The organism is Kitasatospora sp. NPDC001527 (genome assembly GCF_040298605.1).
In the GTDB taxonomy this organism is placed as follows: Bacteria; Actinomycetota; Actinomycetes; order Streptomycetales; family Streptomycetaceae; genus Kitasatospora.
Genome location: NZ_JBEPAM010000001.1, coordinates 229,063 through 252,469, shown reverse-complemented (window position 1 = coordinate 252,469; position 23,407 = coordinate 229,063). Strand labels below are relative to the sequence as shown.

25 protein-coding genes are annotated in these 23,407 nt (G+C 75.0%); 14 read left to right on the top strand and 11 right to left on the bottom strand.

Annotation, left to right across the window (positions count from 1 at the left end):
• Nucleotides 1-71 precede the first annotated feature (71 nt).
• From ABT238_RS01120 to ABT238_RS01105, 4 genes are all read left to right on the top strand, one after another.
• On the top strand, nt 72-1,100 hold the full coding sequence (locus ABT238_RS01120) for a FecCD family ABC transporter permease (RefSeq protein WP_350558313.1): 1,029 nt from the start codon (nt 72-74) through the stop codon (nt 1,098-1,100).
• Nucleotides 1,097-2,167, top strand: a complete 1,071-nt coding sequence (locus ABT238_RS01115; protein WP_350558316.1) for a FecCD family ABC transporter permease — start codon at nt 1,097-1,099, stop codon at nt 2,165-2,167. Before ABT238_RS01120 ends, ABT238_RS01115 begins: the two co-directional genes overlap by 4 nt.
• Before the next feature lie 15 nt (nt 2,168-2,182).
• Entirely contained in the window at nt 2,183-3,073 is an 891-nt protein-coding gene (locus ABT238_RS01110; protein WP_502891387.1) for an ABC transporter ATP-binding protein, read from the top strand.
• Nucleotides 3,074-3,144: 71 nt separating this feature from the next.
• Nucleotides 3,145-4,122 (top strand): ABC transporter substrate-binding protein, encoded by a 978-nt coding sequence (locus tag ABT238_RS01105; protein ID WP_350558322.1) that lies wholly within the window; start codon nt 3,145-3,147, stop codon nt 4,120-4,122.
• A gap of 58 nt (nt 4,123-4,180) precedes the next feature.
• On the opposite strand, the gene ABT238_RS01100 is transcribed toward ABT238_RS01105, so the two are convergent.
• From ABT238_RS01100 to ABT238_RS01090, 3 genes are all read right to left on the bottom strand, one after another.
• Nucleotides 4,181-5,746, bottom strand: a complete 1,566-nt coding sequence (locus ABT238_RS01100) for a protein kinase domain-containing protein (RefSeq protein WP_350558325.1) — start codon at nt 5,744-5,746, stop codon at nt 4,181-4,183.
• A gap of 548 nt (nt 5,747-6,294) precedes the next feature.
• Nucleotides 6,295-7,473 (bottom strand): hypothetical protein, encoded by a 1,179-nt coding sequence (locus tag ABT238_RS01095; RefSeq protein ID WP_350755132.1) that lies wholly within the window; start codon nt 7,471-7,473, stop codon nt 6,295-6,297.
• On the bottom strand, nt 7,470-8,333 hold the full coding sequence (locus ABT238_RS01090) for an RNA polymerase sigma factor (RefSeq protein WP_350559198.1): 864 nt from the start codon (nt 8,331-8,333) through the stop codon (nt 7,470-7,472). Before ABT238_RS01090 ends, ABT238_RS01095 begins: the two co-directional genes overlap by 4 nt.
• 299 nt (nt 8,334-8,632) lie before the next feature.
• On the opposite strand from ABT238_RS01090, the gene ABT238_RS01085 reads away from it, so the two are divergent.
• From ABT238_RS01085 to ABT238_RS01065, 5 genes are all read left to right on the top strand, one after another.
• Nucleotides 8,633-9,325 (top strand): hypothetical protein, encoded by a 693-nt coding sequence (locus tag ABT238_RS01085; RefSeq protein WP_350558331.1) that lies wholly within the window; start codon nt 8,633-8,635, stop codon nt 9,323-9,325.
• Nucleotides 9,326-9,513: 188 nt separating this feature from the next.
• Entirely contained in the window at nt 9,514-10,254 is a 741-nt protein-coding gene (locus ABT238_RS01080; protein WP_350558334.1) for a tyrosine-protein phosphatase, read from the top strand.
• Between the two features lie 80 nt (nt 10,255-10,334).
• A complete protein-coding gene (locus ABT238_RS01075) occupies nt 10,335-10,784 on the top strand; it encodes a GNAT family N-acetyltransferase (RefSeq protein ID WP_350755229.1) in 450 nt (149 codons plus the stop codon).
• A 41-nt stretch (nt 10,785-10,825) separates the two neighbouring features.
• Nucleotides 10,826-11,530: a class I SAM-dependent DNA methyltransferase gene (locus ABT238_RS01070; RefSeq protein ID WP_350558340.1), complete on the top strand. Its 705-nt coding sequence runs from the start codon at nt 10,826-10,828 to the stop codon at nt 11,528-11,530.
• An 84-nt stretch (nt 11,531-11,614) separates the two neighbouring features.
• A complete protein-coding gene (locus ABT238_RS01065; RefSeq protein ID WP_350558343.1) occupies nt 11,615-12,370 on the top strand; it encodes a Clp protease N-terminal domain-containing protein in 756 nt (251 codons plus the stop codon).
• Between the two features lie 92 nt (nt 12,371-12,462).
• On the opposite strand, the gene ABT238_RS01060 is transcribed toward ABT238_RS01065, so the two are convergent.
• A complete protein-coding gene (locus ABT238_RS01060) occupies nt 12,463-12,954 on the bottom strand; it encodes an NUDIX domain-containing protein (protein WP_350558346.1) in 492 nt (163 codons plus the stop codon).
• A gap of 75 nt (nt 12,955-13,029) precedes the next feature.
• The gene (locus ABT238_RS01055; protein ID WP_350558349.1) at nt 13,030-13,467 is read right to left on the bottom strand and encodes an SRPBCC family protein; all 438 of its coding nucleotides are present in this window, start codon (nt 13,465-13,467) and stop codon (nt 13,030-13,032) included.
• 161 nt (nt 13,468-13,628) lie between these two features.
• On the opposite strand from ABT238_RS01055, the gene ABT238_RS01050 reads away from it, so the two are divergent.
• The gene (locus tag ABT238_RS01050) at nt 13,629-13,943 is read left to right on the top strand and encodes an STAS domain-containing protein (RefSeq protein WP_350558352.1); all 315 of its coding nucleotides are present in this window, start codon (nt 13,629-13,631) and stop codon (nt 13,941-13,943) included.
• Here the strand turns inward: ABT238_RS01050 and ABT238_RS01045 are convergent.
• From ABT238_RS01045 to ABT238_RS01035, 3 genes are all read right to left on the bottom strand, one after another.
• Nucleotides 13,848-14,852 carry a sigma-70 family RNA polymerase sigma factor gene (locus tag ABT238_RS01045; protein WP_350558355.1) on the bottom strand — a complete coding sequence of 335 codons (1,005 nt, stop codon included), beginning with the start codon at nt 14,850-14,852 and terminating at the stop codon, nt 13,848-13,850. The two genes, ABT238_RS01050 and ABT238_RS01045, sit on opposite strands and share 96 nt — an antisense overlap.
• A gap of 145 nt (nt 14,853-14,997) precedes the next feature.
• Nucleotides 14,998-15,270, bottom strand: a complete 273-nt coding sequence (locus ABT238_RS01040) for a hypothetical protein (RefSeq protein ID WP_350558358.1) — start codon at nt 15,268-15,270, stop codon at nt 14,998-15,000.
• Between the two features lie 117 nt (nt 15,271-15,387).
• Nucleotides 15,388-15,654 (bottom strand): UBP-type zinc finger domain-containing protein, encoded by a 267-nt coding sequence (locus ABT238_RS01035; protein WP_350558361.1) that lies wholly within the window; start codon nt 15,652-15,654, stop codon nt 15,388-15,390.
• 76 nt (nt 15,655-15,730) lie between these two features.
• Between ABT238_RS01035 and ABT238_RS01030 the strand changes: the two genes are divergently transcribed.
• Nucleotides 15,731-18,214, top strand: a complete 2,484-nt coding sequence (locus tag ABT238_RS01030) for a lysylphosphatidylglycerol synthase domain-containing protein (RefSeq protein WP_350558364.1) — start codon at nt 15,731-15,733, stop codon at nt 18,212-18,214.
• A 20-nt stretch (nt 18,215-18,234) separates the two neighbouring features.
• On the opposite strand, the gene ABT238_RS01025 is transcribed toward ABT238_RS01030, so the two are convergent.
• On the bottom strand, nt 18,235-18,435 hold the full coding sequence (locus ABT238_RS01025) for a hypothetical protein (protein ID WP_350558367.1): 201 nt from the start codon (nt 18,433-18,435) through the stop codon (nt 18,235-18,237).
• A gap of 210 nt (nt 18,436-18,645) precedes the next feature.
• On the opposite strand from ABT238_RS01025, the gene ABT238_RS01020 reads away from it, so the two are divergent.
• From ABT238_RS01020 to ABT238_RS01010, 3 genes are all read left to right on the top strand, one after another.
• On the top strand, nt 18,646-19,116 hold the full coding sequence (locus ABT238_RS01020) for a carboxymuconolactone decarboxylase family protein (RefSeq protein ID WP_350755130.1): 471 nt from the start codon (nt 18,646-18,648) through the stop codon (nt 19,114-19,116).
• 127 nt (nt 19,117-19,243) lie between these two features.
• Nucleotides 19,244-19,888 carry a class I SAM-dependent methyltransferase gene (locus ABT238_RS01015; RefSeq protein ID WP_350558373.1) on the top strand — a complete coding sequence of 215 codons (645 nt, stop codon included), beginning with the start codon at nt 19,244-19,246 and terminating at the stop codon, nt 19,886-19,888.
• Entirely contained in the window at nt 19,885-20,463 is a 579-nt protein-coding gene (locus tag ABT238_RS01010) for a TrmH family RNA methyltransferase (RefSeq protein WP_350558376.1), read from the top strand. Before ABT238_RS01015 ends, ABT238_RS01010 begins: the two co-directional genes overlap by 4 nt.
• Nucleotides 20,464-20,508: 45 nt before the next feature.
• Here ABT238_RS01010 and ABT238_RS01005 read toward each other — a convergent pair whose 3' ends face one another.
• Nucleotides 20,509-21,567, bottom strand: a complete 1,059-nt coding sequence (locus ABT238_RS01005) for an MDR family NADP-dependent oxidoreductase (protein WP_350558379.1) — start codon at nt 21,565-21,567, stop codon at nt 20,509-20,511.
• Nucleotides 21,564-23,333 (bottom strand): phytoene desaturase family protein, encoded by a 1,770-nt coding sequence (locus tag ABT238_RS01000; RefSeq protein ID WP_350558382.1) that lies wholly within the window; start codon nt 23,331-23,333, stop codon nt 21,564-21,566. Before ABT238_RS01000 ends, ABT238_RS01005 begins: the two co-directional genes overlap by 4 nt.
• Nucleotides 23,334-23,407 lie beyond the last annotated feature (74 nt).

Sequence of the window (23,407 nt, the reverse complement as noted above, 5' to 3'; positions counted from 1 at the left end):
CGCGAAGGAACGATTTGCCCCGGCTTCCGCGTGGAACTTAGGTTTGCCTGAGCTATCTGCGAGAGAGAGCCATGACCGACACCACCGCGCCCGGCAGAGCCCGCCTGCTGCGCCGCCGCATCCTGTGGCTCATCGCCGCGCTGGCCTTGCTGGCCGGCGCGGTGCTGCTGAGCCTGGCGGTCGGCAGCCGGAACATCCCCTTCGGCGACACCCTCGACGCCCTGCTGCACGGCGGGGACTCCACCAACGCCGTCGTGATCCGCGAGCTGCGGGTGCCGCGCACGGTGGTCGGCCTGGCGGTCGGCGCGGCGCTCGGCCTGGCCGGCACCGTCATGCAGGGCATCACCCGCAACCCGATCGCCGACCCCGGCATCCTCGGCGTCAGCCAGGGCGCGGCGGCCGGCGTGGTGCTGGCGATCTCCGCGTTCGGGGTCTCCACGCTCACCGGGTACGTCTGGTTCGGCTTCGCCGGCGCGGTGCTCGCCACCGTGGTGGTGTACGGGCTGGCCGGGCGCGGCCGGGGCGGGGCGACGCCGGTCAAGCTGGCGCTGGCCGGCTCGGCGGTGTCCGCGTTCATCGCCTCGCTCAACACCCTGGTGCTCACCACCGACGCGGCGGCCATGGACCAGTTCCGGTTCTGGCACGTCGGCTCGCTCTCCGGCCGCACCGCGGACGTCGCCTGGCAGCTGCTGCCGTTCCTGGCCGTGGGCACCGTGCTGGTGTTCGCGGTGGCGCGCGGGCTGGACGCGCTGGCGCTCGGCGACGACACCGCCAAGGGGCTCGGCGCCAAGACCGGGCTGGTGCGGGCGGTCGGCGCGCTCGGCGCGACCGTGCTGACCGGCTCGGCGGTCGCGGCCGCCGGACCGGTCGCCTTCGTCGGCCTGGCCGTGCCGCACGCCGCCCGCGCGGTGGCCGGCGCCGACCACCGCTGGGTGCTCGCGCTGTCCGCCGTGCTCGGCCCGGCGCTGCTGCTGCTCGCCGACACGCTCGGCCGGGTGCTGTTCCCGCCCTCGGAGGTACCGGCCGGTGTGATGACCGCACTGGTCGGTGTGCCGGTCCTGGTCGCCCTGGTCCGGCGGCGGAAGGTGGTGGCGGCATGACGGCCCCGACGGCCCCGACGGTCTCCACGGTCTCGCTGCGCGGCTACACCGTGGTGCGCGCCCGGGGCGTCTCCTTCCTGCTGCACCGGCGCTCGGCCTGGGCGGCGCTCGGCCTGCTGGTGGCGCTGGCCGCCACCGCCGTCGCCTCGCTCTGCCTGGGCGAGTCCACGGTGGCGCCCGGCGAGGTGCTGAAGGTGGTGTTCGGGCAGCCGAGCCCGCACGAACTGGTGGTCGGCGAGTTCCGGCTGCCCCGGGTGGTGGTCGGCCTGCTGGTGGGCACCGCGCTCGGGCTGGCCGGGGCGCTGATCCAGACCGTCGCCCGCAATCCGCTGGCCAGCCCCGACGTGGTCGGCGTCTCCTGGGGCGCCACCGCGGCCGTGGTCGGCCTGCTGGCGTACGGCGTGGTCGGCTCCACCGGCCAGGTGCCGTACGCGGCCGTCGCGGGAGGGCTGGTGGCGGGCCTGCTGGTCTACCTGCTGGCCTGGCGGCGCGGCCTGCACGCCCAGCGCTTCGTGCTGATCGGCATCGGGATCTCCGTCGCGCTCTCCTCGCTGACCTCGGTGTTCCTCACCAAGGGCGACGGCTTCCAGGCGCAGGCCGCCAAGGTCTGGATGACCGGCAGCCTGAACGGCTCCGGCTACGACCAGGCCGGCTGGCTCGCCTGGGTGCTGCTGGCCTCCGTGCCGGTGGCGCTGTGGGCGGCGCGGGCGCAGCGCTCGATCTCCTTCGACGACGCCACCGCCGTCGGCCTCGGGCTGCGGCTGAACCGGATCCGCCTGGGCATGGCGCTGCTCGGCGTGGTGCTCGCCTCCTGCGCGGCGGGCGCGGCCGGGCCGGTGGACTTCGTCGCGCTGATGGCCCCGCAGATCGCCGTGCGGCTGGCCCGCTCGGCGCAGATCCCGCTGCTGTGCTCGGCGCTCACCGGCGCGCTGGTCGTGGTGCTGGCCGACCTGCTGGCCCGCCGGCTGCTGGCGCCCACCGAGCTGCCGGTCGGCGTGGTGACCGGACTGGTGGGCGCGCCGTACCTGATGTGGCTGCTGATCCGCTCCCGCCGTGGAGGTTCCTGAGTCGTGGAGACCCCGATGCCCGCCGACGCCGAGTCCGTCGACACCAAGTCCGTCGACACCGAGTCCGCCCGCGCCGCGTCCACCGGCACCGTGGACCGGGGGTCCGGCCACCGCCTGGAGGCGCGGGAGCTGACCCTCGCCTACGAGGCCCGCACCGTCGCCGAGAAGCTCTCGCTGCGGATCCCGGACGGCAGGGTCACGGTGATCGTCGGCCCGAACGCCTGCGGCAAGTCCACCCTGCTGCGGGCGCTGGGCCGGCTGCTGAAGCCGGCGCGCGGCGCGGTGCTGCTGGACGGCGAGGAGCTGGCGCGCGTCCCCACCAAGCAGATCGCCCGGCGGATCGGGCTGCTGCCGCAGTCGCCGAGCGCCCCCGAGGGCATCGCGGTGGCCGACCTGGTGGCGCGCGGCCGCCAGCCGCACCAGAGCTGGTGGCAGCAGTGGTCCGCGGAGGACGAGGCGGCGGTCGCCGAGGCGATGGAGCGCACCTCGACGGCCGAGCTGGCCGAGCGCGGCGTGGACGAGCTGTCCGGCGGGCAGCGGCAGCGGGTGTGGATCGCCATGGCGCTCGCCCAGGGCACCGACATCCTGCTGCTCGACGAGCCGACCACCTTCCTGGACATCGCGCACCAGGTGGAGGTGCTGGACCTGGTGCGCCGGCTGAACGTCGAGCGCGGGAGGACGGTCGTCGCGGTGCTGCACGACCTCAACCAGGCCGCCCGGTACGCGGACCACCTGGTGGCGATGCGGGAGGGGCGGATCGTCGCCCAGGGCCCGCCGGCCGAGGTGGTGACGGCGGAGCTGGTGCGGGAGGTGTTCGGGCTGGAGTCGGTGGTGGTGCCGGACCCGGTGACCGGGACGCCGCTGGTGGTACCGGGCGCGCCGTGGACGGCCACGACGGACGCATAGCGAAACTTTATGCACCAATTCGGACATAATCGACGCGCCGTGCTCCCCCGCTCCCGTCGTCCGAGGTGCCGATGTCCCCGCTCACCCGCCGCACCCTGCTGACCGCGCTCGGCGGCGCCGCGCTCACCGGCTGCACCACCCGCCACCCCGCGCCCCCGCCGGCCGACCACCCGGCCGCCGCCGAGCCGCCCTCCCCCACCCCGCTGCCGGCCGTCACCGTGTCCGCCGCCACCGGTCCGGTCACCGTGCCCGGCGCGCCGATGCGGGTCGTCACCCTGGACACCGCCGAGCTGGACTCCGCACTCACCCTCGGCATCACCCCGGTCGGCGCGGCGCGGCCCGCCGCGGACCGGACCTTCGCCGACTACTGGCCCGTCTCCCGGCTCGACCGGGTCGCCTACGTCGGCCCGGTCGGCTCCCCGGACCTCGCCGCGATCCGCGCCCTGCGGCCCGACCTCATCCTGTCCAGCCAGACCCGCGACGGCGACCGGTACGACGACCTGCGGGCGATCGCCCCGACCGTGCTCACCCAGACCACCGGCGCACCCTGGAAGGCCAACGTCCAGACCCACGCCCAGGCGCTGAGCCGCCAGGACGCGGCGGCGGCGTTCGCGGCCTCGTACCAGCGGCACGTCAACCAGGTGGTGACCGCGCTGGCGAACGCCAAGGCGGGCGGGCGGAAGGTCAGCCTGCTGCGCTTCGTCGAGGGCGGCGGGATCCGCCTCTACGGCAGGCAGAACTTCCCGGGTTCGGTGCTCGCCGACGCCGGCCTCGGCCGCCCGGACGCCCAGAACACCGACCAGTCCGACATCGAGCTCCCGCCCGACCAGCTCGCCAGGGCCGACGGCGACCTGCTCCTCTACGCCGACTACGGCGACCCGGCCCGCAACGGCCTCACCGCCACCCTGGCGAGCCCCGCCTGGCAGGCCCTGGAGGCCGTCAAGGCCCACCGCGCCTTCCCCGTCGACGACCAGCTCTGGTTCCAGGGCATCGGCTACACCGGCGCCAACTACGTCCTCCAGCAGCTCCAGCGCTTCCTGGGCGCCTGACCCGCCCTCGGCCCCCGTCGCCGGCCCGGTCCGTCGCCGCGGCCCGGTGCCCGCGCGGTCAGTCCTCCTCGTCGGCGACGGCGTTGAGCGAGGTGACGAGGGAGGAGAGCCGGGAGTTCCAGTTCTGGTAGGTGGAGCCGTCGACGGCGTGCTTCTTGGCGAGGTCGCGGACGGTCCGCTGGGCGCCCTTCAGCTTCGCGGCGGCGTCGTCGGGGCGGCCCTCGTTGAGGAGGGCTGTGGCCTCGTCGAGGGTGTGCAGCAGGTCGATCTGGCGGCCGCGTTCCTTCTCCAGCTGGGTCTGCGCGATGCTCTGCCGCAGGGCGTTGATCTGAACCAGCGGAGCCGGGTTGTGCGGGGCCGGGGTGGTGGCGGGGGCCGTCGGGGTCGGACGGGCGGACGGGGTGGTGGCGCTCGGCGTCGGGGTCGGCGTCGGGGTGGGCGTGGCCGCCGGGGTGGTGGGGGCGGTCGCGGTGGGGCGGGTGGACGGTGCGGCGACGGGGGTGGTCGGGTCGTCGAAGGCGGTGAGCGCGAGCACCGCGGCGCCCGCGACCCCGGCCAGGCCGAGGGCGCCGAACACGATCGGCTTGCGGCGGCTCTCACGCTCGGGCTCCGGCATCGGCGGCGGGGCCGCCGGGATCGGCGCCATCACCGAGGTGGGGGCCGGCGGCGCCGGCTGGGGCGGCAGGAGCGTGGTGTGCTGCTGGTCTCCCCCGGCCGCCGGGAAGGCGGCGGGGAAGGCCGTGGGAACGGCGGGCGGCAACGGCGGGGCGGCGGCCAGCAGTTCGGTGGTCGGGTCGGCCGGCACCAGCCCCGGCACGCAGGCCAGCAGTTCGGCCCGCGCCGCGAAGGCGTCCGCCGGCCGGTCGCCCGGGTGCTTGGCGAGCAGCCGCAGCACCGCCGCGTCCAGCGCGGGCGGCAGGCCGGGGCGCCGGAGCGAAGGCGGCAGCGGCTGCTCCCCGACGTGCTTGTAGGCGATCGCCACCGGCGTCTCGGCGGTGAACGGCGGCGCGCCGGTGAGCATCTCGGTCAGCACGCAGCCCACCGCGTACAGGTCGGTGCGGCCGTCCAGCGGGCTCGCGGTGGCCTGCTCGGGCGACAGGTACGCGGCGGTGCCGAGCACCGAGGCGGTCTGGGTGAGGTTGTGCGAGGAGCCGGCCCGGGCGATGCCGAAGTCGACGACCTTCACCCCGCCGTCGTCGGTGATCATGATGTTGCCCGGCTTGATGTCCCGGTGCACCAGGCCCGCCGCGTGCGCGTGGGCCAGCCCCTCGCAGACCGCGGCGGCGATCCCCACCGCCTGCTCGACCGGCAGGCCCGGCCGCTGGGCCAGCAGCGCGGCCAGCGAACGGCCCTGCACCAGCTCCATCACGATGTACGGCGAGCCCTGGTCCACCCCGGAGTCGAAGACCATGACGATCCTCGGGTGGACCAGCATCGCGGCGTGCTGCGCCTCGCGGCCGAACCGCTCGGCGAACCGCGGGTCGTCGGCGAGGCCCCCGTTGAGGACCTTGACGGCCACCTGACGGCCCAGCACGTGGTCCACCCCGCGCCAGACCGTGGCCATGCCGCCGACGCCGAGTATCTCGACGAGTTCGTAGCGCCCGTTCAGCGCGCGTCCGATCACCTGGAACCGCTCCCCTCAGAAGCCCTGCCCGGGGTCCCGGACCGCCTCGTGCACGTGTGCACGATAGCCCCCGGCGGCGACGGCCCCCGGGCGGCCGTCGGACGGGCGCACCGACCGAGGGGCCACCGGGCGCGGCGGCGCCGGTGGCCCCTCGGGAAGGGGTGGCGGCCGGGGAACCGGGCAGCGGATCCCCGACCGCCGGCTCGTGGTCGTCCAGGACGACGGGTCACGATCGGTCCGGTCCGGACTGGTCGGGCGGTGCCGGCCCGCCCTGACTGCGGGCGGGCGGGCCGGCGGGTTCCGGTCCGGCCGGGCCGGCAGGCGCGTTCCGGGGTGCGCCTGCCCGCCAGGCCGGGGCCGGCCGGGCGACGGCCGGCACGGGGGAGCCGACCGTCCTCCCGGAGTCCTCGGGTGGGGCGGGGTACTGCGGTGGTGCGGGTCCTGCGGCTACCGCGGTGGTGCGGTCACCGTGGTGGTGCGGGGTGGAGCGGTCCGGATGGGCGACGGGCCCGGGGGGATTCGCTCGCCGCCCATCCGGAGATCGTGGGTCACCTCGGACCGCCCGTGGCGTCGTCGGTGCGGTCGGTCCCCGGCGGCCCGGGCGTGGCCGCCGCGGGCGGTGCGGTGGCGGGCTTCGAAGCCCGGCCCGCGCCGCCGCCGTTGTTCTCGCCGGTGCCCTGGCCGTTGCCGGAACCGCCGGAACCCTGACCGTTGGAGCCCTGGCCGCCGGAACCCTGACCGTTGGAGCCCTGGCCGCCGGACCCCTGGCCGCCGGAGCCGCCGTTGCCGGAGGCCGCGGTGCCGGACCGGGACGGTGCCGGACCGCCCTGCCGGTCGTCGTCGCCGCCCGCGCCGCGCAGCAGCCGGGCGCAGTACTCCTCGACCTTGTCCGTGCCGCCGGCCGTGGAGACCAGCCCGCCGAACTGGGGATCGGTGACCAGCGTGCGCGGGCGCTCGCCCTTGCCCGCCCGGTCGGAGAACGCCTTGCAGAGCGCCGCGTGGGCCGCCGGGTTCGACGGGCCGCTCCCGTCCCCCCGCACGGAGGCGGACGGCTGCGGCGTCGCCGGCCGGTTCGCCGGGGCGGACGGACCGGCGGAGGTGGACCGGCCGCCCGAGGGGACGTCCGACGGAGCGGCGGAGGCCGCACCGGTCGGAGCGGAGCCGGACGGGGCGACCAGCGGCCCGCCGCCGGACGGGATGCCGGCGGCCGGCACCCCGGAGCGGGCCTCCGGCGAGGTCGGCGGGGCGGGCGTCACGGGGGCGACCACGTGGCGCGGCTGGTCCGGGCCGCCGCCCAGCGGCGAGGGCAGATTGCCCGTCCCGGCCGCGACCGCGACCCCGCCGAGCGCCGTGGCGCCGAGCACGACGGCGACGGCCTTCGTGCTGAAGGCCCTCGTCAGCGCGGCGGTTGCCATCGAAGCTCTCCGGACGGGTGCGGGTGCGGCGGGTGCTGCGGGATCGGGCACGAGACGGGCCTCCCGGAACGCGGCCAGGGCCGCCTCCTCCCCGGCCAGTTCGCCCGCCGCCACCGGCGCCGCGGCGGCGGAGAGCACCCGGGCGACCCGTTCCTTCGGCCCGTCGCCGGGCAGGAGGGGTCCCGCGTGCCCGGTGCTGCCGTCCGGGCCGGTGAGCGAGGCGTCCCGCCCGGCCGACGGGCCGCCCACGGCACCGGCGAGCAGTTGCTCGGCGGTGTCACGGTCGATCCGGCGGGATCGGTTGGTGCTCATCTCATGTCCTTCAGCGTCGCGGCCCGGCGTTCTGTCACACCCTGCGGAGAATTTTTTTTCGCGGCCCGTCCGAGCCCCGCGCGGACCGTTCCGCCGCCGGTCGGCCCCCCGGCCGGACCGCCGTCGTGACCCCGCCGGGCGGCCGGGATCCCCGGGCCGCCCGCGCCCGTCCCCGCGCCCGCCGGGAAGGACTGTTCCAACAGCTTGGCGAGCCGTTTCAGCCCCCGGTGCGCGGCCATCCGCACGGTGCCCGGGCGCTTGCCGAGCACCTGGGCGGCGCTCTCCGCGTCCAGTTCCATCACCACCCGCAGCAGCACCGCCTCGGCCTGGTCCCGGGGCAGCCGGGAGATCAGCGCCAGCGCGTCGGAGGTGCCCACGGAGGCGAGTGCCGCCCCCGCGGTGTCCTCGCCGCCGGCCAGCTCGGCCAGGTACTCGAAGGGCAGGTCGGCGACCGGCCGGCGGCGGCGGGCCCGCAGGTGGTCCAGCGCCCGGTTGCGCGCGACGGTCGCCGCCCAGCCGCGGAAGCCGTCGCCGTCGCCGGTGAAGGAGCCCAGGTCGCGGGCGATCTGCAGCCAGGCCTCGGAGGCGATGTCCTCGGCGTCCTGGGCGTCCTCGGGCCGGCCCCCGACCAGCACCCGCAGGTAGCGGAGCAGACCCGGCTGGACGGCCCGGAACAGCAGCCGGAAGGCCTCCTCGTCCCCGCCCTGCGCGGCCCGGACGGCCTCGGTCAGATCGACGGGGGTGGCGGCCGCGCCCGAGGGCGGGGTGGGTGGCGGACCTGACGTCGGGACCGGTCCGGACCGGCCGACGGCGCTGTCGGTGCCCGCTCCGGGGCGTTCTGCACTCTGCACCCGCCACATCATCCGCCATCGGGGCGAACGCGCCGCTCCGGCGGGTCCGGACCGCCGCCGCCCGCCCCGGCCACGGCCCGGCCACCCTCCGGCACCGGTCCGGCCGCCGGAGCCCGGGGCTCGCCCCCTCCATCGGATCACCTTCGGGTCGAAGGTCCCGAGACCGTCTGGCCTTCGCCTATGGCAGGGAAGTCGACAAATCGCCTACGTTATATGTGAACGAACGTTCCGGCCGCCGCTTTCGCGCCCCGCACCCCTTCTCTGCGCCGCAGGCGCCGCCGGTTGCTCCCCCCACCCCCAGGAACACCATGACCTCCGCCGCCCACGAGCTCTTCGAGCGCGGCCTGCGCGACCACCTCGCGCCCGCCCTCCGCCTCCTGGGCCTCACCGGCCGGGGGCGGACCTTCAGCCTCCCCGACCCGACCCACTGGGCCCTGCTCGGCCTGGTCGAGCACCGCACCGAAGGCCGGCTGCGCTACACCTTCGACCTGAGCCTGGTCCGCCGCGCCGACTGGACCGCCGCGGCCCTCCCCGGTCCGCGTCCCGACCCGCGCGCCGTCTACGGCATCGAGACCTGGCGGGCCCGGATCGGCGAGCTGCTGCCGGTCTGCGAGGACGTCTGGTGGGAGGTGCTGCCCGGCCCGCGCTGGCGGGTCGCCCTGGACGACTCGGTGGCGGCCGTCCGCCACTACGGGCTGCCCGAGCTGCGCCGCCGGGCCGAACGGGAGCGCGGCGGCGGCGCCGGCGAGACCTACCTCTCCCCCGTCGAGCTGGACCAGGTCAACGCCGCCCTGCTCGCCGTCCCGGTGGCCCGGATCCAGCGCGCCGAGCTGGTCGACGGGACGCTCGTGCTGACCGGCGCCTGGACGCGGGCGGACGCGGCCGCCCGCACGGTGCTGCGCGGCGTCGCCCACGGGTTCCTCTCGGCCGAGGACGAGCTCTTCACGGCCGTGCGCTGCGTGGACACCCTCGGCCGGCCGCTCTGGGACTTCGCCCGGTAGGGCCCGTCTCTCGGCACCGTCCCGGCGCGCACCGTGACGACTGTCATGCGGATCCCGCAACGGACGGCACTGCCGGGCGGGCCCCCGCCCCACTGATCATCCGACCGTCACAGGAACCATCCCGCTCCACCGGAAGTCCACATCACGAGGGGGTAACGGGACCCCCTCGTCAAGGAAACGGGGAACCGATGAGCCGGGCCGACGCGCAACCCACCACCTCCGAGGACCGCACTCTGGTCTGGGACGGCTGCCTCAACGTCCGTGACCTGGGCGGACTGCGCACCACCACCGGCGCCCGCACCACCCGCGGCGCGATCGCCCGCGCCGACAACCTGGACCGCCTCACCGCCGAAGGCTGGGACGCCCTGCTCGACCACGGCGTGCGCACCGTCGTCGACCTGCGCAACATCGAGGAGTACAAGCCGCTGCTCCCGCTCCCCGAGGACGTCGAGCTGATCCGCGTCCCGCTGGACGAACTCGCCGGCCCCGCCTGGTGGCTGGCCCACGGCCACCTCGACGGCACCCCGCTCGCGCTGCGCCCCTACCTCGACCACTGCCCGCACGCCGCCGCCGAGCTGATCACCACGATCGCCGGCGCCCGCCCCGGCGGCCTGGTCGTGCACTGCGGCGCCGGCCGTGACCGCACCGGCCTCGCCGCCCTGCTGCTGCTCGCCCTCGCCGAGGTCACCCCCGCCGAGATCGTCGCCGACTACCTCCTGAGCGCCCCCAACGTCCGCCCGCTCTACGGCATGCTCGGCCTGCCCGACCAGTACCGCCGCATCGACGCCGTCCTCGCCGAGGCCGGCACCACCGCCGAGGCCGCCGTCGCCGCCGCCCTCGACGGTTTCGCCCCCGCCCGCTACCTGTCGGCCGCCGGCGTCACCGCCGCCGACCTCGCCGCCGTCCGCGCCCGCCTGCTGCCCTCCTGACGGCAGGGGCCCGCGGAGCGGGAGGCCGGCCGGACCGGCTTCCCGCTTTGCCGCTCTGGCAGACTCCGGGCGTGATCCGCGTGATCCTCCGCACCGCCACCCGCCGGGACCTGCCCGCCGTCATCGCGCTGCTCACCGACGAGGACAAGGTCACCGATCCCGCCCCGGTCGAGGTCGGCGAGGCGTACGCCCGGGCCTTCGCCGACATCGACGCCGATCCGCGCAACGAGATGCTGGTGCTCGACGAGGGGGACGGCACCGTCCTCGGGTACCTCCAGGTCACGTACATCCCGGGGCTCGGGCGGGGCGGGGCGGAGCGGGCGCTGGTCGAGGGGGTCCGGGTGCGGGCGGACCGGCGGGGCGCGGGGCTGGGGCGGGAGTTGATGGTCCGGGTGATCGAGCGGGCCCGGGAGCGCGGCTGCACGCTCGTCCAGCTGACCAGCGACAAGCGCCGCACCGGGGCGCACCGCTTCTACGCCTCGCTCGGCTTCGACCGCAGCCACGACGGATTCAAACTGACGCTCCGATAATCGTTCGCGACCGGCCGGACCAGCGCCCGATACTGCCGGGCATGGTGGACTTCTCCGACTTCGACACCCGCAACTACCCGACCGTGGACGTCCGCACCGGCTACGCCGGCTGGGTCGACACCTACGAGCAGACCGTCGAGGACGCGATGGACCTCGCGGTGCTCGAACGCCTCGCCACGCCGGCCTGGCCGGAGGTCCGCCGGGCGGCCGACCTCGGCTGCGGGACCGGCCGCACCGGCGCCTGGCTGCGCGGCCGGGCCGCCGCGGGGCTGGTGCTGGACGGCGTGGACCTCACGCCCGAGATGCTGGCGCGCGCCACGGAGCGCGGCGCCCACGACAGCCTCCGGGAGGGGGACGTCGCCGCCACCGGGCTCGCGGCCGGCACGTACGACCTGGTGGTCTCCTCGCTGATCGACGAGCACCTCGCCGACCTCGGCCCGTACTACCGCGAGGCCTTCCGCCTCGCCCGCCCGGGCGGGCGCTGCGTGCTGGTCGGCCTGCACCCGTACTTCATCATGGCCGCCGGCATGCCGACCCACTTCACCGGCACGGACGGCTCCGACGTCGCCATCACCACCCATGTCCACCTGGTCTCCGACCACCTGACGGCCGGCCTGGCGGCGGGCTGGACGCTGGTGGAGATGCGCGAGGCGGTGGTGGACGACGCCTGGATCGCGCTCAAGCCGAAGTGGGAGAAGTACCGCAGCCACCCGGTCTCGGCGGCGTACGTCTGGGAGAAGCGGTAGGCCCGGAGCTGCGGCGGGGCTCAACTCGCCATAGCGTCAACCGATGGTTGACGATCCCAGGGTCGACAACCTACGGTTGACGCTATGGAGAATCCGATCGTTCCCAAGACCACTCCGCTGCGCCTCGACGACCTGATCGACGCGATCAAGAAGCTCCACACCGACGCGCTCGACCAGCTCTCGGACGCCGTCATCGCGGCCGACCACCTCGGTGAACTCGCCGACCACCTCATCGGCCACTTCGTCGACCAGGCCCGCCGCTCCGGCGCCTCCTGGACCGACATCGGCCGCAGCATGGGCGTCAGCAAGCAGGCCGCCCAGAAGCGCTTCGTCCCCAAGGACCCGGCCACCCCCAACGACCTGGACCCGAGCCAGGGCTTCGGCCGGTTCACCGACCGGGCCCGGCACGTCGTGATGGCCTCCCAGGAGGAGGCCCGCGAGGCCGGCAACGCCGAGATCGGCGCCGAGCACCTGCTGCTCGGCCTGCTCGTCGAGCCCGACGGCCTGGCCGTGCGGGCGCTCGCCGCCCAGGGCGTGTCCGCGCAGGCGCTCCGCACCGCCGCCACCGCCGTGCTGCCGGCCCCGGACGCCGAGGTGCCGGGGCTCATCCCGTACGACGCCCGGGGCAAGAAGGCCCTGGAGCTGACCTTCCGGGAGGCGCTGAAGCTCGGCCACAACTACGTGGGCACCGAGCACATCCTGCTCGCCCTGCTGGAGCTGGAGAACGGCGCCGGGGTGCTCAACGACCTCGGCGTGGAGAAGGCCGAGACGGAGAGGTTCGTCGGCGAGCTGCTCGCCGCCTTCGTCGCGCCGAACACCGGCGACCAGCAGCAGGACTGAAGGAGCCGTTCCGGGGGTCGCGCGGGACGGGCGCGCCCCCGGGACACCTCGGCCGCCTCTGCCGCCTCTGCCGCTTGTGCTGCCTCTGCCGCTCAGAAGCCCGAGACGTGCGTGGTGACGATCCGCGTCCGCCCGTCCGTCCTCGCCTCCAGGGCCGCGCGCAGCCGCAACGAGCGCGCCGGGCCGAGCAGTTCGAAGGCCTCCTGGTCGTCGACCCAGCGGTGGTCGTCCAGTTCGCCGGCCGGGACGGTCACGGGGGTGCCGTCCGGGACGGTGCCGAAGTCGAACAGGAAGTGCTCGGCCGGGTGGTCGAGTTCGTCCGAGGGGTGGGTCCAGGAGATGGCCAGCAGGTCCCCGGCCTCCCGCACGATGCCGGTCTCCTCCAGCAGCTCCCGGGCCGCGCACTCGGCGGGCCCCTCCCCCAGGTCGATCGTCCCGCCGGGGAACTGCCAGTGCTCCCGGTAGCCCGCCTTGACCAGCAGGATCCGCCCGGACGCGTCCCGCAGGACGCAGCCCGCCGCCGCGTAGATCCGCGGCAGCGAGGCCAACCACTCTTCACGGGACTTCAACGGCTCGACCGGCACGGCGGGACCTCCTGGGACGCGGGGACAACGTGCGTCCCACTCTGCCAGCCGCCCCGCCGCCGGCCGCCGCGGCGGTCAGCCGCGGGCGGCCAGGTGCTCGACCAGCCGGTCGAAGCTGGAGTTGTGGCCGGCCTCCGCCTCCGGGCCGAGGAACATCGCCGGCACGTTCTCCTGCTCCATGAGCACCCGGGTGCGGCCGTCGCCGAGGTCGGCGAGGGTGATCCGGCCGGTGAGGCCGACGCCCTCCTCGAAGAACTCCAGCAGCTCGCCCTCGCGGACGGCGGTGAAGCGGCCTCGCACCGGGTAGCGGTCGCCGGTCGCCTCGATCACCATCGTGCTGTCGAAGCGCCCGCCGACCTCCGGCTCGATGGTCACGGTGTCCAGCGGGACGTGGGTGCCGACCGGGCCCCAGAAGCGGACGAACTGCTCGGGCTCGACGTAGGCCCGGAAGACGTCGGCCGGAGCCGCCTGGACCTCGCGGACGATGGAGAGGCTGCCGAGGTTCTCGGTCATGGTGGTGGTTCCCTCTGTTCGGTGGACGCGCCGCTCGGTGCCGCGCTTTCACAGGGGTAGACCGGGGCCGCAGCGGAAACTCATCGCCCTTCGGCGAAGTTTTTTCCGGGAATCCTTCCGCCGGGCCGATGAGGCCCGCCCGCCGTTCCGGTCTGATCCGCGTGAAGACCGAACCGCAAGCACCCGCCGACCGCCCGCTGAGCTGTGACCTGGGCGCCCTGACCGCCCCCGACCTGGCCGTCGTCGACGCCCTGGCCCGGCTGCGGCTCGCCGCCGCCCGGCACGGCGTGCGTCTCGTCCTGCACCACGCGAGCGGCCCGCTGCGCGAACTGCTCGCGTTCAGCGGGCTGGCCGCGGTCCTCCCCACCGGGGAGGACGCGTCACTCCCCGGCCGCCAGCCGCGGCGGCAGGCCGAACAGCGGGAAGAGCACGTCGGTGTCCAGGAAGTTGGTGAGCCCCGTGATCCGGCCCTCTGACACCTCCAGCACGATCAGCGCCCACGGCTCGTGCCCGCCCCGCGGACTCGGCCGGTACTGGCCGAACGCCGGGCTGCCGTTGGCCTCCACCGGCAGCAGCCGGGAGCCCCGGCAGCCGTGACCCGGCCCGAGCATCCACTCCCGGAGGTCCGCGTGCCCGGTCAGCCAGAGCGCGAACGGCGGCATGTTGAGCGTGACGTCCTCGTGCAGCAGCGCCGCCAGGCCGTCCATGTCGTACGCCTCGAAGGCGGTGACGTACCGGGCCAGCAGCGCCCGGTGGTCCTCGTCCAGCACCGGTGCCGGCCGGGACGCGGCCGGCTCGGCGGCGAGCGCGGCCCGGGCCCGCTGGAGCGCGCTGTTCACCGAGGCGACCGTGACGCCGAGCAGTTCGGCGACCTCGTTGGCCCGCCAGCCGAGCACCTCGCGCAGGATCAGCACCGCCCGCTGCCGGGGGGCCAGCCGCTGGAGCGCGGCGACGAAGGCCAGCCGCACCGACTCGCGCTGCGCGGTCACCTCGGCCGGGTCGGCGGTCTCCGGCAGCACCCGGCCGTCCGGCGCCGGGCCGACCCAGGTGACCTCGGGCAGCTGGGCGTCGGTCGCGGTGGCCACCGTGGACGGGCCGGCCAGGTCCATCGGCCGGGCCCGGGCGTTGCGGCCGTTCAGCGCGTCCAGGCAGACGTTGGTGGCGATCCGGTAGAGCCAGGAGCGCAGCGCGGCGCGGCCCTCGAAGCCCCGGTGCCCGCGCCAGGCTCGGACCATGGTGTCCTGCACCGCGTCCTCGGCCTCGAAGACCGAGCCGAGCATGCGGTAGCAGTAGCCGGTCAGTTCCGTCCGGTACCGCTCCAGCTGGAGCTCGACCGGCTCCCCGGCCGCCGGCTCCGTCACCGGCCCTGCCATCAGGTCCGTCATCGCCCGTGCCCCCGCTCGCCCGTCGCCGTCGATCGCCGGTTGCCGCCGATCGCCGGGAAAACTACCGCAGGCCACCGACAACGCCGCGCCGTGCCCCGGTCGCCGCCCCGACCCGTGGCCGGGACGGCGACCGGAGCCGGAGCGCTCAGTGCGCGCTGTGCTTCTCCGCACCGCGGTGGCGGTGGCCCTTGAGTTCGGCGTGCTGCGCGGGCGCGGAGTGCGGGACGGACGTCGCCGCGTCCCGGCCGCCGTGCCGGAAGGCGGACCCGCCCGCGGAGCCGGCGCCGGCGGACTGCGGGAGCCCGGTGCGCGGCCGGGGCGGGAGCGTCTGCGGCGTCGTCGCCATGCCCCGGCGCTCCAGCAGCTCCTGGGTACCGCCGCGGAGCCCGGGGGAGCTTCCCGCTGTTCGCTTGGTCATCGTCGGCCTCCCTTCGGTGGCCCCCGGCCGGACGGGCCCGGCCGACGGCCGCATGGGCGTTATGTCCCGATTGCTCGGGATTACACCTCACCGCATGGCCGCCGGAACGTCAACCGGTCACCCCATGAGCTCGTGGACGAAGCACCACCGCCAGTCCTCCCCCGGCTCGTAGGAGCGGATCACCGGGTGCGAGCTGTCGTGGAAGTGCGCGGTGGCGTGCCGCTGCGGCGAGAAGTCGCAGCAGCCGATGTGGCCGCAGTCCAGGCACAGGCGCAGGTGCACCCAGTCCCGGCGCCCCTGGGCCAGGCAGTCGGCGCAGCCGTCCCCGGGCGGCAGGGGCGCGATGTCCCGGGGTGCGGCGGCGAGGTCTTCGCAGGCGCTCATGGAACGCACAGTAGTGACGCCGGGCCCGCCCCGCTCCCCGGGACACGCCCCACGGGGCTCGTGGGACCATGCCTCGGTGGCGGATGTGACGGGAAGCGCGGCGATCAGCACGACCGGCGGCACGGAGGAGCAGGCGCCCCCGGGCATATCCGGCACCGGCCGGATCCGGCAGCCGGCGGCGCTGATCCGGCTGATCGCCGGGCTCTTCGTGATCGCCCTGGCCCTGCTGTTCGCCGACTACGCCCGCGCCACCACCAACGGCCTCGCCGAGGACGTCGCCGCCGCCGCCGCGCTGGTGCCGCACCCGCTGGGCGGCGTCGCCACCGGCCTCACCACCGCCGCGCTGCTGCTCCTGCCCGTCTGTTCGGCCGCCTGCCGCCTGTACCGCACCGCCGCCGACCGGCGGCACGTCCTGCAGCATCTCGCCGACGGCGTGCTGGCCGCCGTCCTCGCCTTCGGCGCCTCGCTCGCCGTCGACCTGTGGATCGACGGACCGGCGCCGTTCTCCCTGGTCTCCGCGCTCACCCAGCCGCTGCCCGGCGACCCGCTCGTCCGCACCGAGCCGGTGTACGGCTACCTCGCGCCCGTCCTCGCCTTCCTCATCGCCTCCGCGGCCCGCGAACGGCGGCTGCCGCGCGTCGTCCTCACCCTCTCCGCGCTGGCCGGGCTCGCCTCCGGGGCCGCCACCCCGACCGCCCTGCTGCTGGGGGTGCTGATCGGCTGGACGGCGGCCCACGGCACCCGCTGGGCCGTCGGCACCCCCGACCCCCGGCCCCGGCCCGCCCAGCTCCTGCAGAGCCTGCGCGGGGCCGGCCTGCGCCCGGTCGCCGCCGTGGCGGCCGGACCGGACCGCTACCTGGTCCACCAGCAGGACGGCCGCCCCGAGCTGGACGTCCAGCTGCTCGACCGGCAGGCGGTCACCGCCGCGCTGGTGCAGCGGGCCTGGCGGCGGCTGCGGCTGCGCACCGCCCCGCACCCGCGCGCGCTGCGCTCGCTGCGCACCGGGCTGGAACACGAGGCCCTGGTCTCCTACGCGGCCGTCGCCGCCGGGGTCCGCACCCGCCGGATCGCCGCCACCGCAGGGCTCGGCCCGGACAGCGCGCTGGTCGCCTACGAGCGGCTGCCCGGCCGCACCCTGGACGAGCTGGCCGACGAGGAGCTCACCGACGCGCTGCTCGCCGACGCCTGGGGCCAGCTGGCGCTGCTCCAGCGGCGGGCGATCGCGCACCGCGCCCTGGGGCCCGCCGCGCTGCTGGTCGACGCGGCGGGGGCGGTGCACCTGGTGGGCCTCGCGGACGGCGACATCGCGGCGGGCGAGCTGGTGCTGCGCAGCGACATCGCCCAGCTGCTCACCACGCTCGCGCTGCGCACGGGCGCGGAGCGCTCGGTGCGCAGCGCGGTGGCGGTGCTCGGCCCGGACGCGGTCGCCGCCGCCCTGCCGCTGCTCCAGCCGATCGCGCTGGCCCGCGGCACCCGGCTCGCCCTCAAGCGGGTCGCGCGGGAGCAGAACGCGCGGGGCGCGAAGGGCGGGCAGCCCGCGGCACCCGCGCCGGACCTGCTGGAGCAGATCCGCACCGAGGTCCTCCGCAGCCGCCCGCAGGCCCCCGTCCGGCCGGTCCGGCTGGAGCGGCTGCGCCCCCGCACCGTGATCGCCGTCGGCGGCGGCCTGCTGGCCGGCTGGCTGCTGCTGCCGCAGTTCTTCGCCACCGAGCGCAACCCGATCGCCGCCGTCGCCGACGCCGACCCGTTCTGGCTCGTCCTCGCCGTGCTCGCCGCGGCCTCCAGCCACGTCATGGGGGCGATGGGCTTCGTCGGCTTCGTCCCCGAGCGGCTGGACTTCCGCAACGCCGTGCTCGCCCAGGTCGCCGGGTCCTTCGTGAAGCTGGTCTCCCCCGGCGGGGTCGGCGGCGTCGCCCTGAACACCCGCTTCCTCCAGCGGGCCGGCATCCCGACCGCGCAGGCGCTGTCCAGCATCGGCGTCGGACAACTGCTCGGGCTGGTGCTGCACCTGCTCCAGCTCGGCGCCTTCGTCTACCTGACCGGCGTGGAGACCGGCGGCTCCGAGCTGGACGCGCTGCCCTTCGTGGTCGGCGGGCTCGCCGTGGCCGGCGCCCTGCTGGCCGTGGTGTCCGCGGTGCCGCCGGCCCGCCGCTGGCTGATCGCCCGGCTGCGCCCGCTGACCGCCGAGGTGCTGCCCCGGCTGGTGGAACTGCTGCGCAACCCGGGGCGGCTGGCGGTCGGCTTCACCGGGCAGCTGCTGGTGTCGATCACGCTGATCGTCTGTCTGTACTGCTGCGCCCGGGCGGTCGGGGAGGAGCCGGGCTTCGCGGCGGTCGGCGTGGTGTTCCTGGTCGGCAACGCGGCCGGGAACGCCGCGCCCACCCCGGGCGGGGCCGGCTTCGTGGACAGCGCGCTGCTGGCCGGCCTGGTGAAGCTGGCCTCGATGGCGGACGGCGGGGCGCTGGCCGCCGTCACGCTCTACCGGCTGCTCACCCTCCTGCTGCCGGTGCTGCCGGGCTGGGCGGCGTTCAGCTGGCTCCAGCGCCGCGGCGCGCTCTGAGCCCGGCCCCTCCCGGCCGCCTACTCCCGGTACTCGTCCTCGTCGAGCTGGACGATCCGGCTCTGCTCGGCGACGTCCGCGACGTCGGTGGCCGGGTCCGCGCCGAGCGCGCGCCGCTCGGCCAGCTCGTCGTACTCGTCCTCCCCGGTCTCCTCGTCCGGCAGCACGGCCTCGTCGACCTCGTCGGCCTCGTCCAGGTAGTCCTCGTGGTTCTGCGGCATGGCGTCCGTCCTCGTTCCTCGAAGGTTCCTCGGAGGCTTTCCGACCCGATGGCGACTGCCCGGTGGGGTACTGGCAGTATCCGTCGGCCGCCGCCCGGGCGCGAAGCGCCACCGGCCCGTCGGCGTGTTGCCGCCTACCCCGATTGACCCGTCGAAACCGGCCCGGAATGCACCACTCACGGGGTTCACCCGCTGCCTAGGGTCATCACCATGACGACGAACGCGAACGCCCCGCAGCACACCGCCCGCCTCGACTACGCCCGCACCGCCCCCAAGGTCTTCCGCGCGATGATCGCGCTGGACGCCGCCGCCCGCGAGGGCCTCGACCCGGCCCTCGTCGAACTGGTGCAGATCCGTTCCTCCCAGCTCAACGGCTGCGCCTACTGCCTGGACATGCACGTCAAGGACGCCCGCAAGGCCGGCGAGAGCGACGAGCGGATCTACCTGCTGCCGGCCTGGCGGGAGGCCCCCGAGGGCGTCTACGGCGAGCGCGACCGCGCCGCCCTCGCGCTGGCCGAGCAGATCACCCACATCGGCGGCGGCGTCTGTGACGAGGTGTACGGGCGGGCCGCGGAGCTGTTCCCGGAGCAGGAGCTGGCCCAGCTGATCTCGCTCTGCTACACCATCAACGCCTGGAACCGGATCAACGTCGCCACCCGCAAGACCCCCGGCACCCACTGACCGCGCCGGAGCCCCGCCCGAGGGCAGAACGGGCCTCCCGGCCACCGGGGTACGATCGGAGCCGTACCAGCAGGGCTTACCCACACCTCCCGGTGGCCCCGAGGCCCATACGAACGACGGGGAAACCATGTCCGGCTCGCACTACTTCACCGGTGCACCCGAGGTCGCCAGCGAGCGCCGGCCGATCACGGTCACCCTGCCGGACCTCACCCTGGAGCTCACCACCGACGCGGGCGTCTTCTCCCGCACCCGGCTGGATCCGGGCACCCGGATCCTGCTGGAGCACGCGCCGGCGCCCCGGGTGCGCGGCCCGATCCTGGACGTCGGCTGCGGCTACGGCCCGATCGCGCTGACCTGGGCGACCCGCCGCAAGCGGCTCCCGGTCTGGGCGGTGGACGTCAACGGCCGCGCCCTGGACCTGGTCCGGCACAACGCCGAGTCCCTGGGGCTGGGCAATGTGCAGGCCGCGCTGCCCGAGGAGGTCCCCGCCGACCTGCGGTTCGCGGCGATCTACTCCAACCCGCCGATCCGGATCGGCAAGACGGCGCTGCGCCGGCTGCTGGAGCAGTGGCTCGGCCGGCTGACCCCGGACGGCTCCGCCTTCCTGGTGGTGCAGAAGCACCTCGGCTCGGACTCGCTGCAGAAGTGGCTGAACGAGCAGGGCTGGCCGACCACCCGGCTGACCTCGGTCAACGGGTTCCGGATTCTGGAAGCGCGGCCCCGCCCGACGGCGGGCGAGGGCCCCGAGAGTGGACGAGGGACGACGTCGTGAAGCAGCTCCGCGGGACCGAACTGAAGCGGCTGCACCGCTCCTGGCGGCGTGGGAACGAGTTCCGGCTCGCGATGATCCTGGAGAACCTCCAGTCGCCCTTCAACGTCGGCTCGGTCGTCCGGACCGGAGCCGCGATGGGCGCGGAGAAGCTCTACCTCACCGGTGACACCCCGTCGGTGCGCTCCTCCGGCGCGCAGAAGGCCGCCATGGGCACCGACAAGTACCTGAAGGTGGAGCACCACCCGACCGTCGCCGAGGCGATCGCGGCCGCGAAGGCCGACGGCTTCAAGGTGGTCGGCCTGGAGCTCGCCGACGAGGCGGTGCCGATGTTCGCCGCCGAGCTGACCCCGGCGGTCGCCTTCGTCCTGGGCCACGAGGACCGCGGCGTGACGCCGGAGGCGCTCGGCCTCTGCGACCAGGTGGTCTTCGTGCCGCAGCTGGGCCGGGTCGGCTCGCTGAACGTCTCCGCCGCCGCCACGGTGGCCTGCTACGAGGCGCGCCGCCAGGGGTACGCGATCAGCGGCACCCCGGACGGCTCCGACGCCGGCGGCTTCGACGGCCTCGACGACGAGTGAACCGCCGTCGGCGGGAGGGGTGACCCCTCCCGCCGACGGAGCGGCTCACACCTCGACCAGCACCTTGCCCCGGTTGGCCTCCCGGTCCAGGTAGAGGCTCCGGTAGGCCTGCGGGATCGCGTCGAAGCCCTTGTGCACGGTCTGGTGGTAGCGGATCTCCCCGCTGGTGACCAGCCCGCCCAGCTCCCGGTGCATCTGCGCCAACAGCGGCTCGGTGAACCACTCCTGGGCGAAGATCCCGCGGATCGTGGTGCGCGGGAACATGATGTACGGCAGCAGCCGCGGCCCGGTCAGCTCGCCGTTCACCGTGGTCGCCCACTGCCAGCAGACCGCCACCCGGCTGTCCACGTTCAGCATGGTGAACACCGCGTCGGTGACGGACCCGCCCAGGTTGTCGAAGTACCGGTCGACGCCGTCCGGCGCGGCGAGCAGCAGCGCCTGCCGGGCCTTCTCCGCGTCGTCGCCCTGGGTGTAGAGCACCACGTCGTCGAAGCCCAGCTCGCGCAGGTACTCGGCCTTGCCCGCCGACCCGGTGGTGCCGACCACCCGGCCGGCCCCGGCCCGTTTCGCCAACTGGCCCACCAGGGTGCCGATCGAGCCGGACGCGCCGCTGACCACCACGGTGTCGCCGGGGCGGACCTCCAGGAAGCGGGTGAGCGTGCCCCAGGCCGTCATCCCCGGCGCGCCCATGATGCCGAGGGCGGTGGACAGCGGCAGCCGCTCGTCGTACCAGGACGGGTCGAGCCGGCGGTAGGCCGGGAAGACCATCGGGAAGATGCCGGTCGTCCACAGCTCCTCGGCCCCGTTGTGGACGACGTGGGTGCGCCAGCCTCCGAAGCCCTGCACCAGGTCCCCGACCGCGAACGCCGCCTCGGGTCCGGCCTCGACCACCTCCATGATCGAGTCGGCGCCCATGTGGTGACCGACCGGCGTCTCCAGCGCCAGGCCGTTCTGGTACGGGTCCACCGAGACGTACCTGGTGCGGAACAGCATCTCGTCCGGCCGCAGGTCGATCTCGACGTCCTCCACGACCTTCTCGTAGATCCGGTTGACGTCGGGCACACCGTCCAGGTGCTCCCGGACCACCCATTTCTCGATCCTCATGCCAGGGCTCCCGTCTCCACGTTCTCGCTGTCCTCGGTCGGTGCCGCCCCGCCGGTGCCGGCCGGCACCGGCGGCCCGGCCGGTTCGGCGGACCGGCCCACCGGGATGACCAGGTGCGTCGGCGGCGGCGCGCTCCGGTCGATCTCGGCGGTGAACTCCAGCCCGTCGTCCCGGCAGATGAACTGCATGACGTGCCGACCGGCGGCGGCCGCCCGGATCAGCCCGCCGATGGTCGCCCAGACCCCGGAGAGGTAGAAGTTCGACAGCCCGGGCAGCACCGGGCCGCTGCGCTTGATCTCCTCCTCCACCGTCTCGGCGCCCTCCACGAAGGGGTTCCAGCCGGGGAAGGTGCCGTCGTAGACGCCGGTGTAGCGGACCTGGGTGAGCGGGGTGGACACGTCCGCGACCGCCACCGCGTCCTTGAAGCCGGGGAAGCGCTCGTCCAGGAAGCCGACGATGCCGTTGCGCACCCGCCGCTTGGCCGCCATGTACTCCCGGCCGTGCTTGACCGGCAGGGTGTGCAGTTCCTCGCCCCGGCGCACCCGGGAGGACTGCTCGGGGCCCTCGTGCAGCGCCCGCCAGGGGGCGATGTCGGAGAAGTACGTCGCGAACACCACGGTGGAGTCCGCCGGCGCCAGCTCCGGGTAGTGCCGGGTGCGGAACTGGACGTTCATCGACGCGCAGCGGATCCCGGTCAGCTGGGCCGTCTCCCGTTCGCCCAGCAGGTAGGTGGTGCACGGGTCGCCCGCCGGGAAGGGCTTGCGCAGGCCCAGGAAGAGCGCCACGTAGCCCGGCGACAGCTGGCCCGGCTCGTCGATCAGCGAGGTGTAGAGCCGGCGGTAGGTGTCGTTGAGGTACTGCCCCTTGAGCAGCTTCATCACCGTGGTGTGGCCGTCGGCGGCGGACACCACGATGTCGGCGCGGTACTCCCGGCCGTCGCTCAGCCGCACGCCCACCGCGCGGTCCTCCTCGACCAGGATCTCCTCGACCTTGGCGTTGTAGGTGATCTCCCCGCCCAGCTTGCGGTAGCGCTCCTCGATCGAGCGGGCCAGCGCGAGCGAACCGCCCTCCGGCACCCCCGCGGCCTGGTTGGCGTGCGAGGCGAGCTGGAAGTAGAACGGCAGCACCGGGAAGGCCGGGTGCTTCTCGTAGAGGATGAAGTTGAACGCCTCGCGCAGCAGCGGGTCGCGGAAACGCTGCGAGAAGTCCGTCATCAGCACCGCGATCGACTTGCGGATGGTGTTGAAGTACGGGGTGAAGGAGGCCAGCATCCGCCAGCGCTCCAGCCGGCCCATCAGGCCGACCGGCTTGAGGAACGGGTAGGCCGCGAGCGCCTTGCGGAAGGTCCGGATCCCCGCGCAGAACTCCCGGATCGGGGCGGCGTCCGCCGGGGAGAGGCCGAGCAGGTGCGCCTCCAGCTTGTCCGGGTCGGAGTAGAAGTAGACCGCCCGGCCGTCCCGGCCCCGGACGATGTTGAACACGTCGAAGTGCCGCATCTCCTTGCCCTGGAGCGCGCCCAGTTCGAGCCAGATCTGGTACATCTCGTTGCCCGGGCCGTTGCCGAGCAGCCAGCTGATGCACCAGTCGAAGGTGAAGTCGCTGCGGTCCCAGCCGGTGCAGGAGCCGCCGGGGATCTCGTGCATCTCGAAGATCCTGGTGCGGTAGCCGTTCATCCGGGCGTAGCACCCGGTGGACAGGCCGCCGAGCCCGCCGCCCACGATGATCATCGACTCCCGCCGATGCGCGGTGTCCGTCTGCCGTGCCATTCCTGGCCTTCCTCGTCGTCCTTGCCTAGCCGTGCCTGTCCGTGCCTGTCCGTGCCGTGCCGTGCCTGTCCGCG

Bases quoted from the DNA above. Each gene is read 5' to 3' on its own strand.
- ABT238_RS01120 (WP_350558313.1), top strand. From the start codon at position 72: ATGACCGACACCACCGCGCCCGGCAGAGCCCGCCTGCTGCGCCGCCGC.
- ABT238_RS01115 (WP_350558316.1), top strand. From the start codon at position 1,097: ATGACGGCCCCGACGGCCCCGACGGTCTCCACGGTCTCGCTGCGCGGC.
- ABT238_RS01110 (WP_502891387.1), top strand. From the start codon at position 2,183: ATGCCCGCCGACGCCGAGTCCGTCGACACCAAGTCCGTCGACACCGAG.
- ABT238_RS01105 (WP_350558322.1), top strand. From the start codon at position 3,145: ATGTCCCCGCTCACCCGCCGCACCCTGCTGACCGCGCTCGGCGGCGCC.
- ABT238_RS01095 (WP_350755132.1), bottom strand. From the start codon at position 7,473: ATGAGCACCAACCGATCCCGCCGGATCGACCGTGACACCGCCGAGCAA.
- ABT238_RS01090 (WP_350559198.1), bottom strand. From the start codon at position 8,333: ATGTGGCGGGTGCAGAGTGCAGAACGCCCCGGAGCGGGCACCGACAGC.
- ABT238_RS01085 (WP_350558331.1), top strand. From the start codon at position 8,633: ATGACCTCCGCCGCCCACGAGCTCTTCGAGCGCGGCCTGCGCGACCAC.
- ABT238_RS01080 (WP_350558334.1), top strand. From the start codon at position 9,514: ATGAGCCGGGCCGACGCGCAACCCACCACCTCCGAGGACCGCACTCTG.
- ABT238_RS01070 (WP_350558340.1), top strand. From the start codon at position 10,826: ATGGTGGACTTCTCCGACTTCGACACCCGCAACTACCCGACCGTGGAC.
- ABT238_RS01065 (WP_350558343.1), top strand. From the start codon at position 11,615: ATGGAGAATCCGATCGTTCCCAAGACCACTCCGCTGCGCCTCGACGAC.
- ABT238_RS01055 (WP_350558349.1), bottom strand. From the start codon at position 13,467: ATGACCGAGAACCTCGGCAGCCTCTCCATCGTCCGCGAGGTCCAGGCG.
- ABT238_RS01045 (WP_350558355.1), bottom strand. From the start codon at position 14,852: ATGACGGACCTGATGGCAGGGCCGGTGACGGAGCCGGCGGCCGGGGAG.
- ABT238_RS01040 (WP_350558358.1), bottom strand. From the start codon at position 15,270: ATGACCAAGCGAACAGCGGGAAGCTCCCCCGGGCTCCGCGGCGGTACC.
- ABT238_RS01035 (WP_350558361.1), bottom strand. From the start codon at position 15,654: ATGAGCGCCTGCGAAGACCTCGCCGCCGCACCCCGGGACATCGCGCCC.
- ABT238_RS01025 (WP_350558367.1), bottom strand. From the start codon at position 18,435: ATGCCGCAGAACCACGAGGACTACCTGGACGAGGCCGACGAGGTCGAC.
- ABT238_RS01020 (WP_350755130.1), top strand. From the start codon at position 18,646: ATGACGACGAACGCGAACGCCCCGCAGCACACCGCCCGCCTCGACTAC.
- ABT238_RS01015 (WP_350558373.1), top strand. From the start codon at position 19,244: ATGTCCGGCTCGCACTACTTCACCGGTGCACCCGAGGTCGCCAGCGAG.
- ABT238_RS01005 (WP_350558379.1), bottom strand. From the start codon at position 21,567: ATGAGGATCGAGAAATGGGTGGTCCGGGAGCACCTGGACGGTGTGCCC.
- ABT238_RS01000 (WP_350558382.1), bottom strand. From the start codon at position 23,333: ATGGCACGGCAGACGGACACCGCGCATCGGCGGGAGTCGATGATCATC.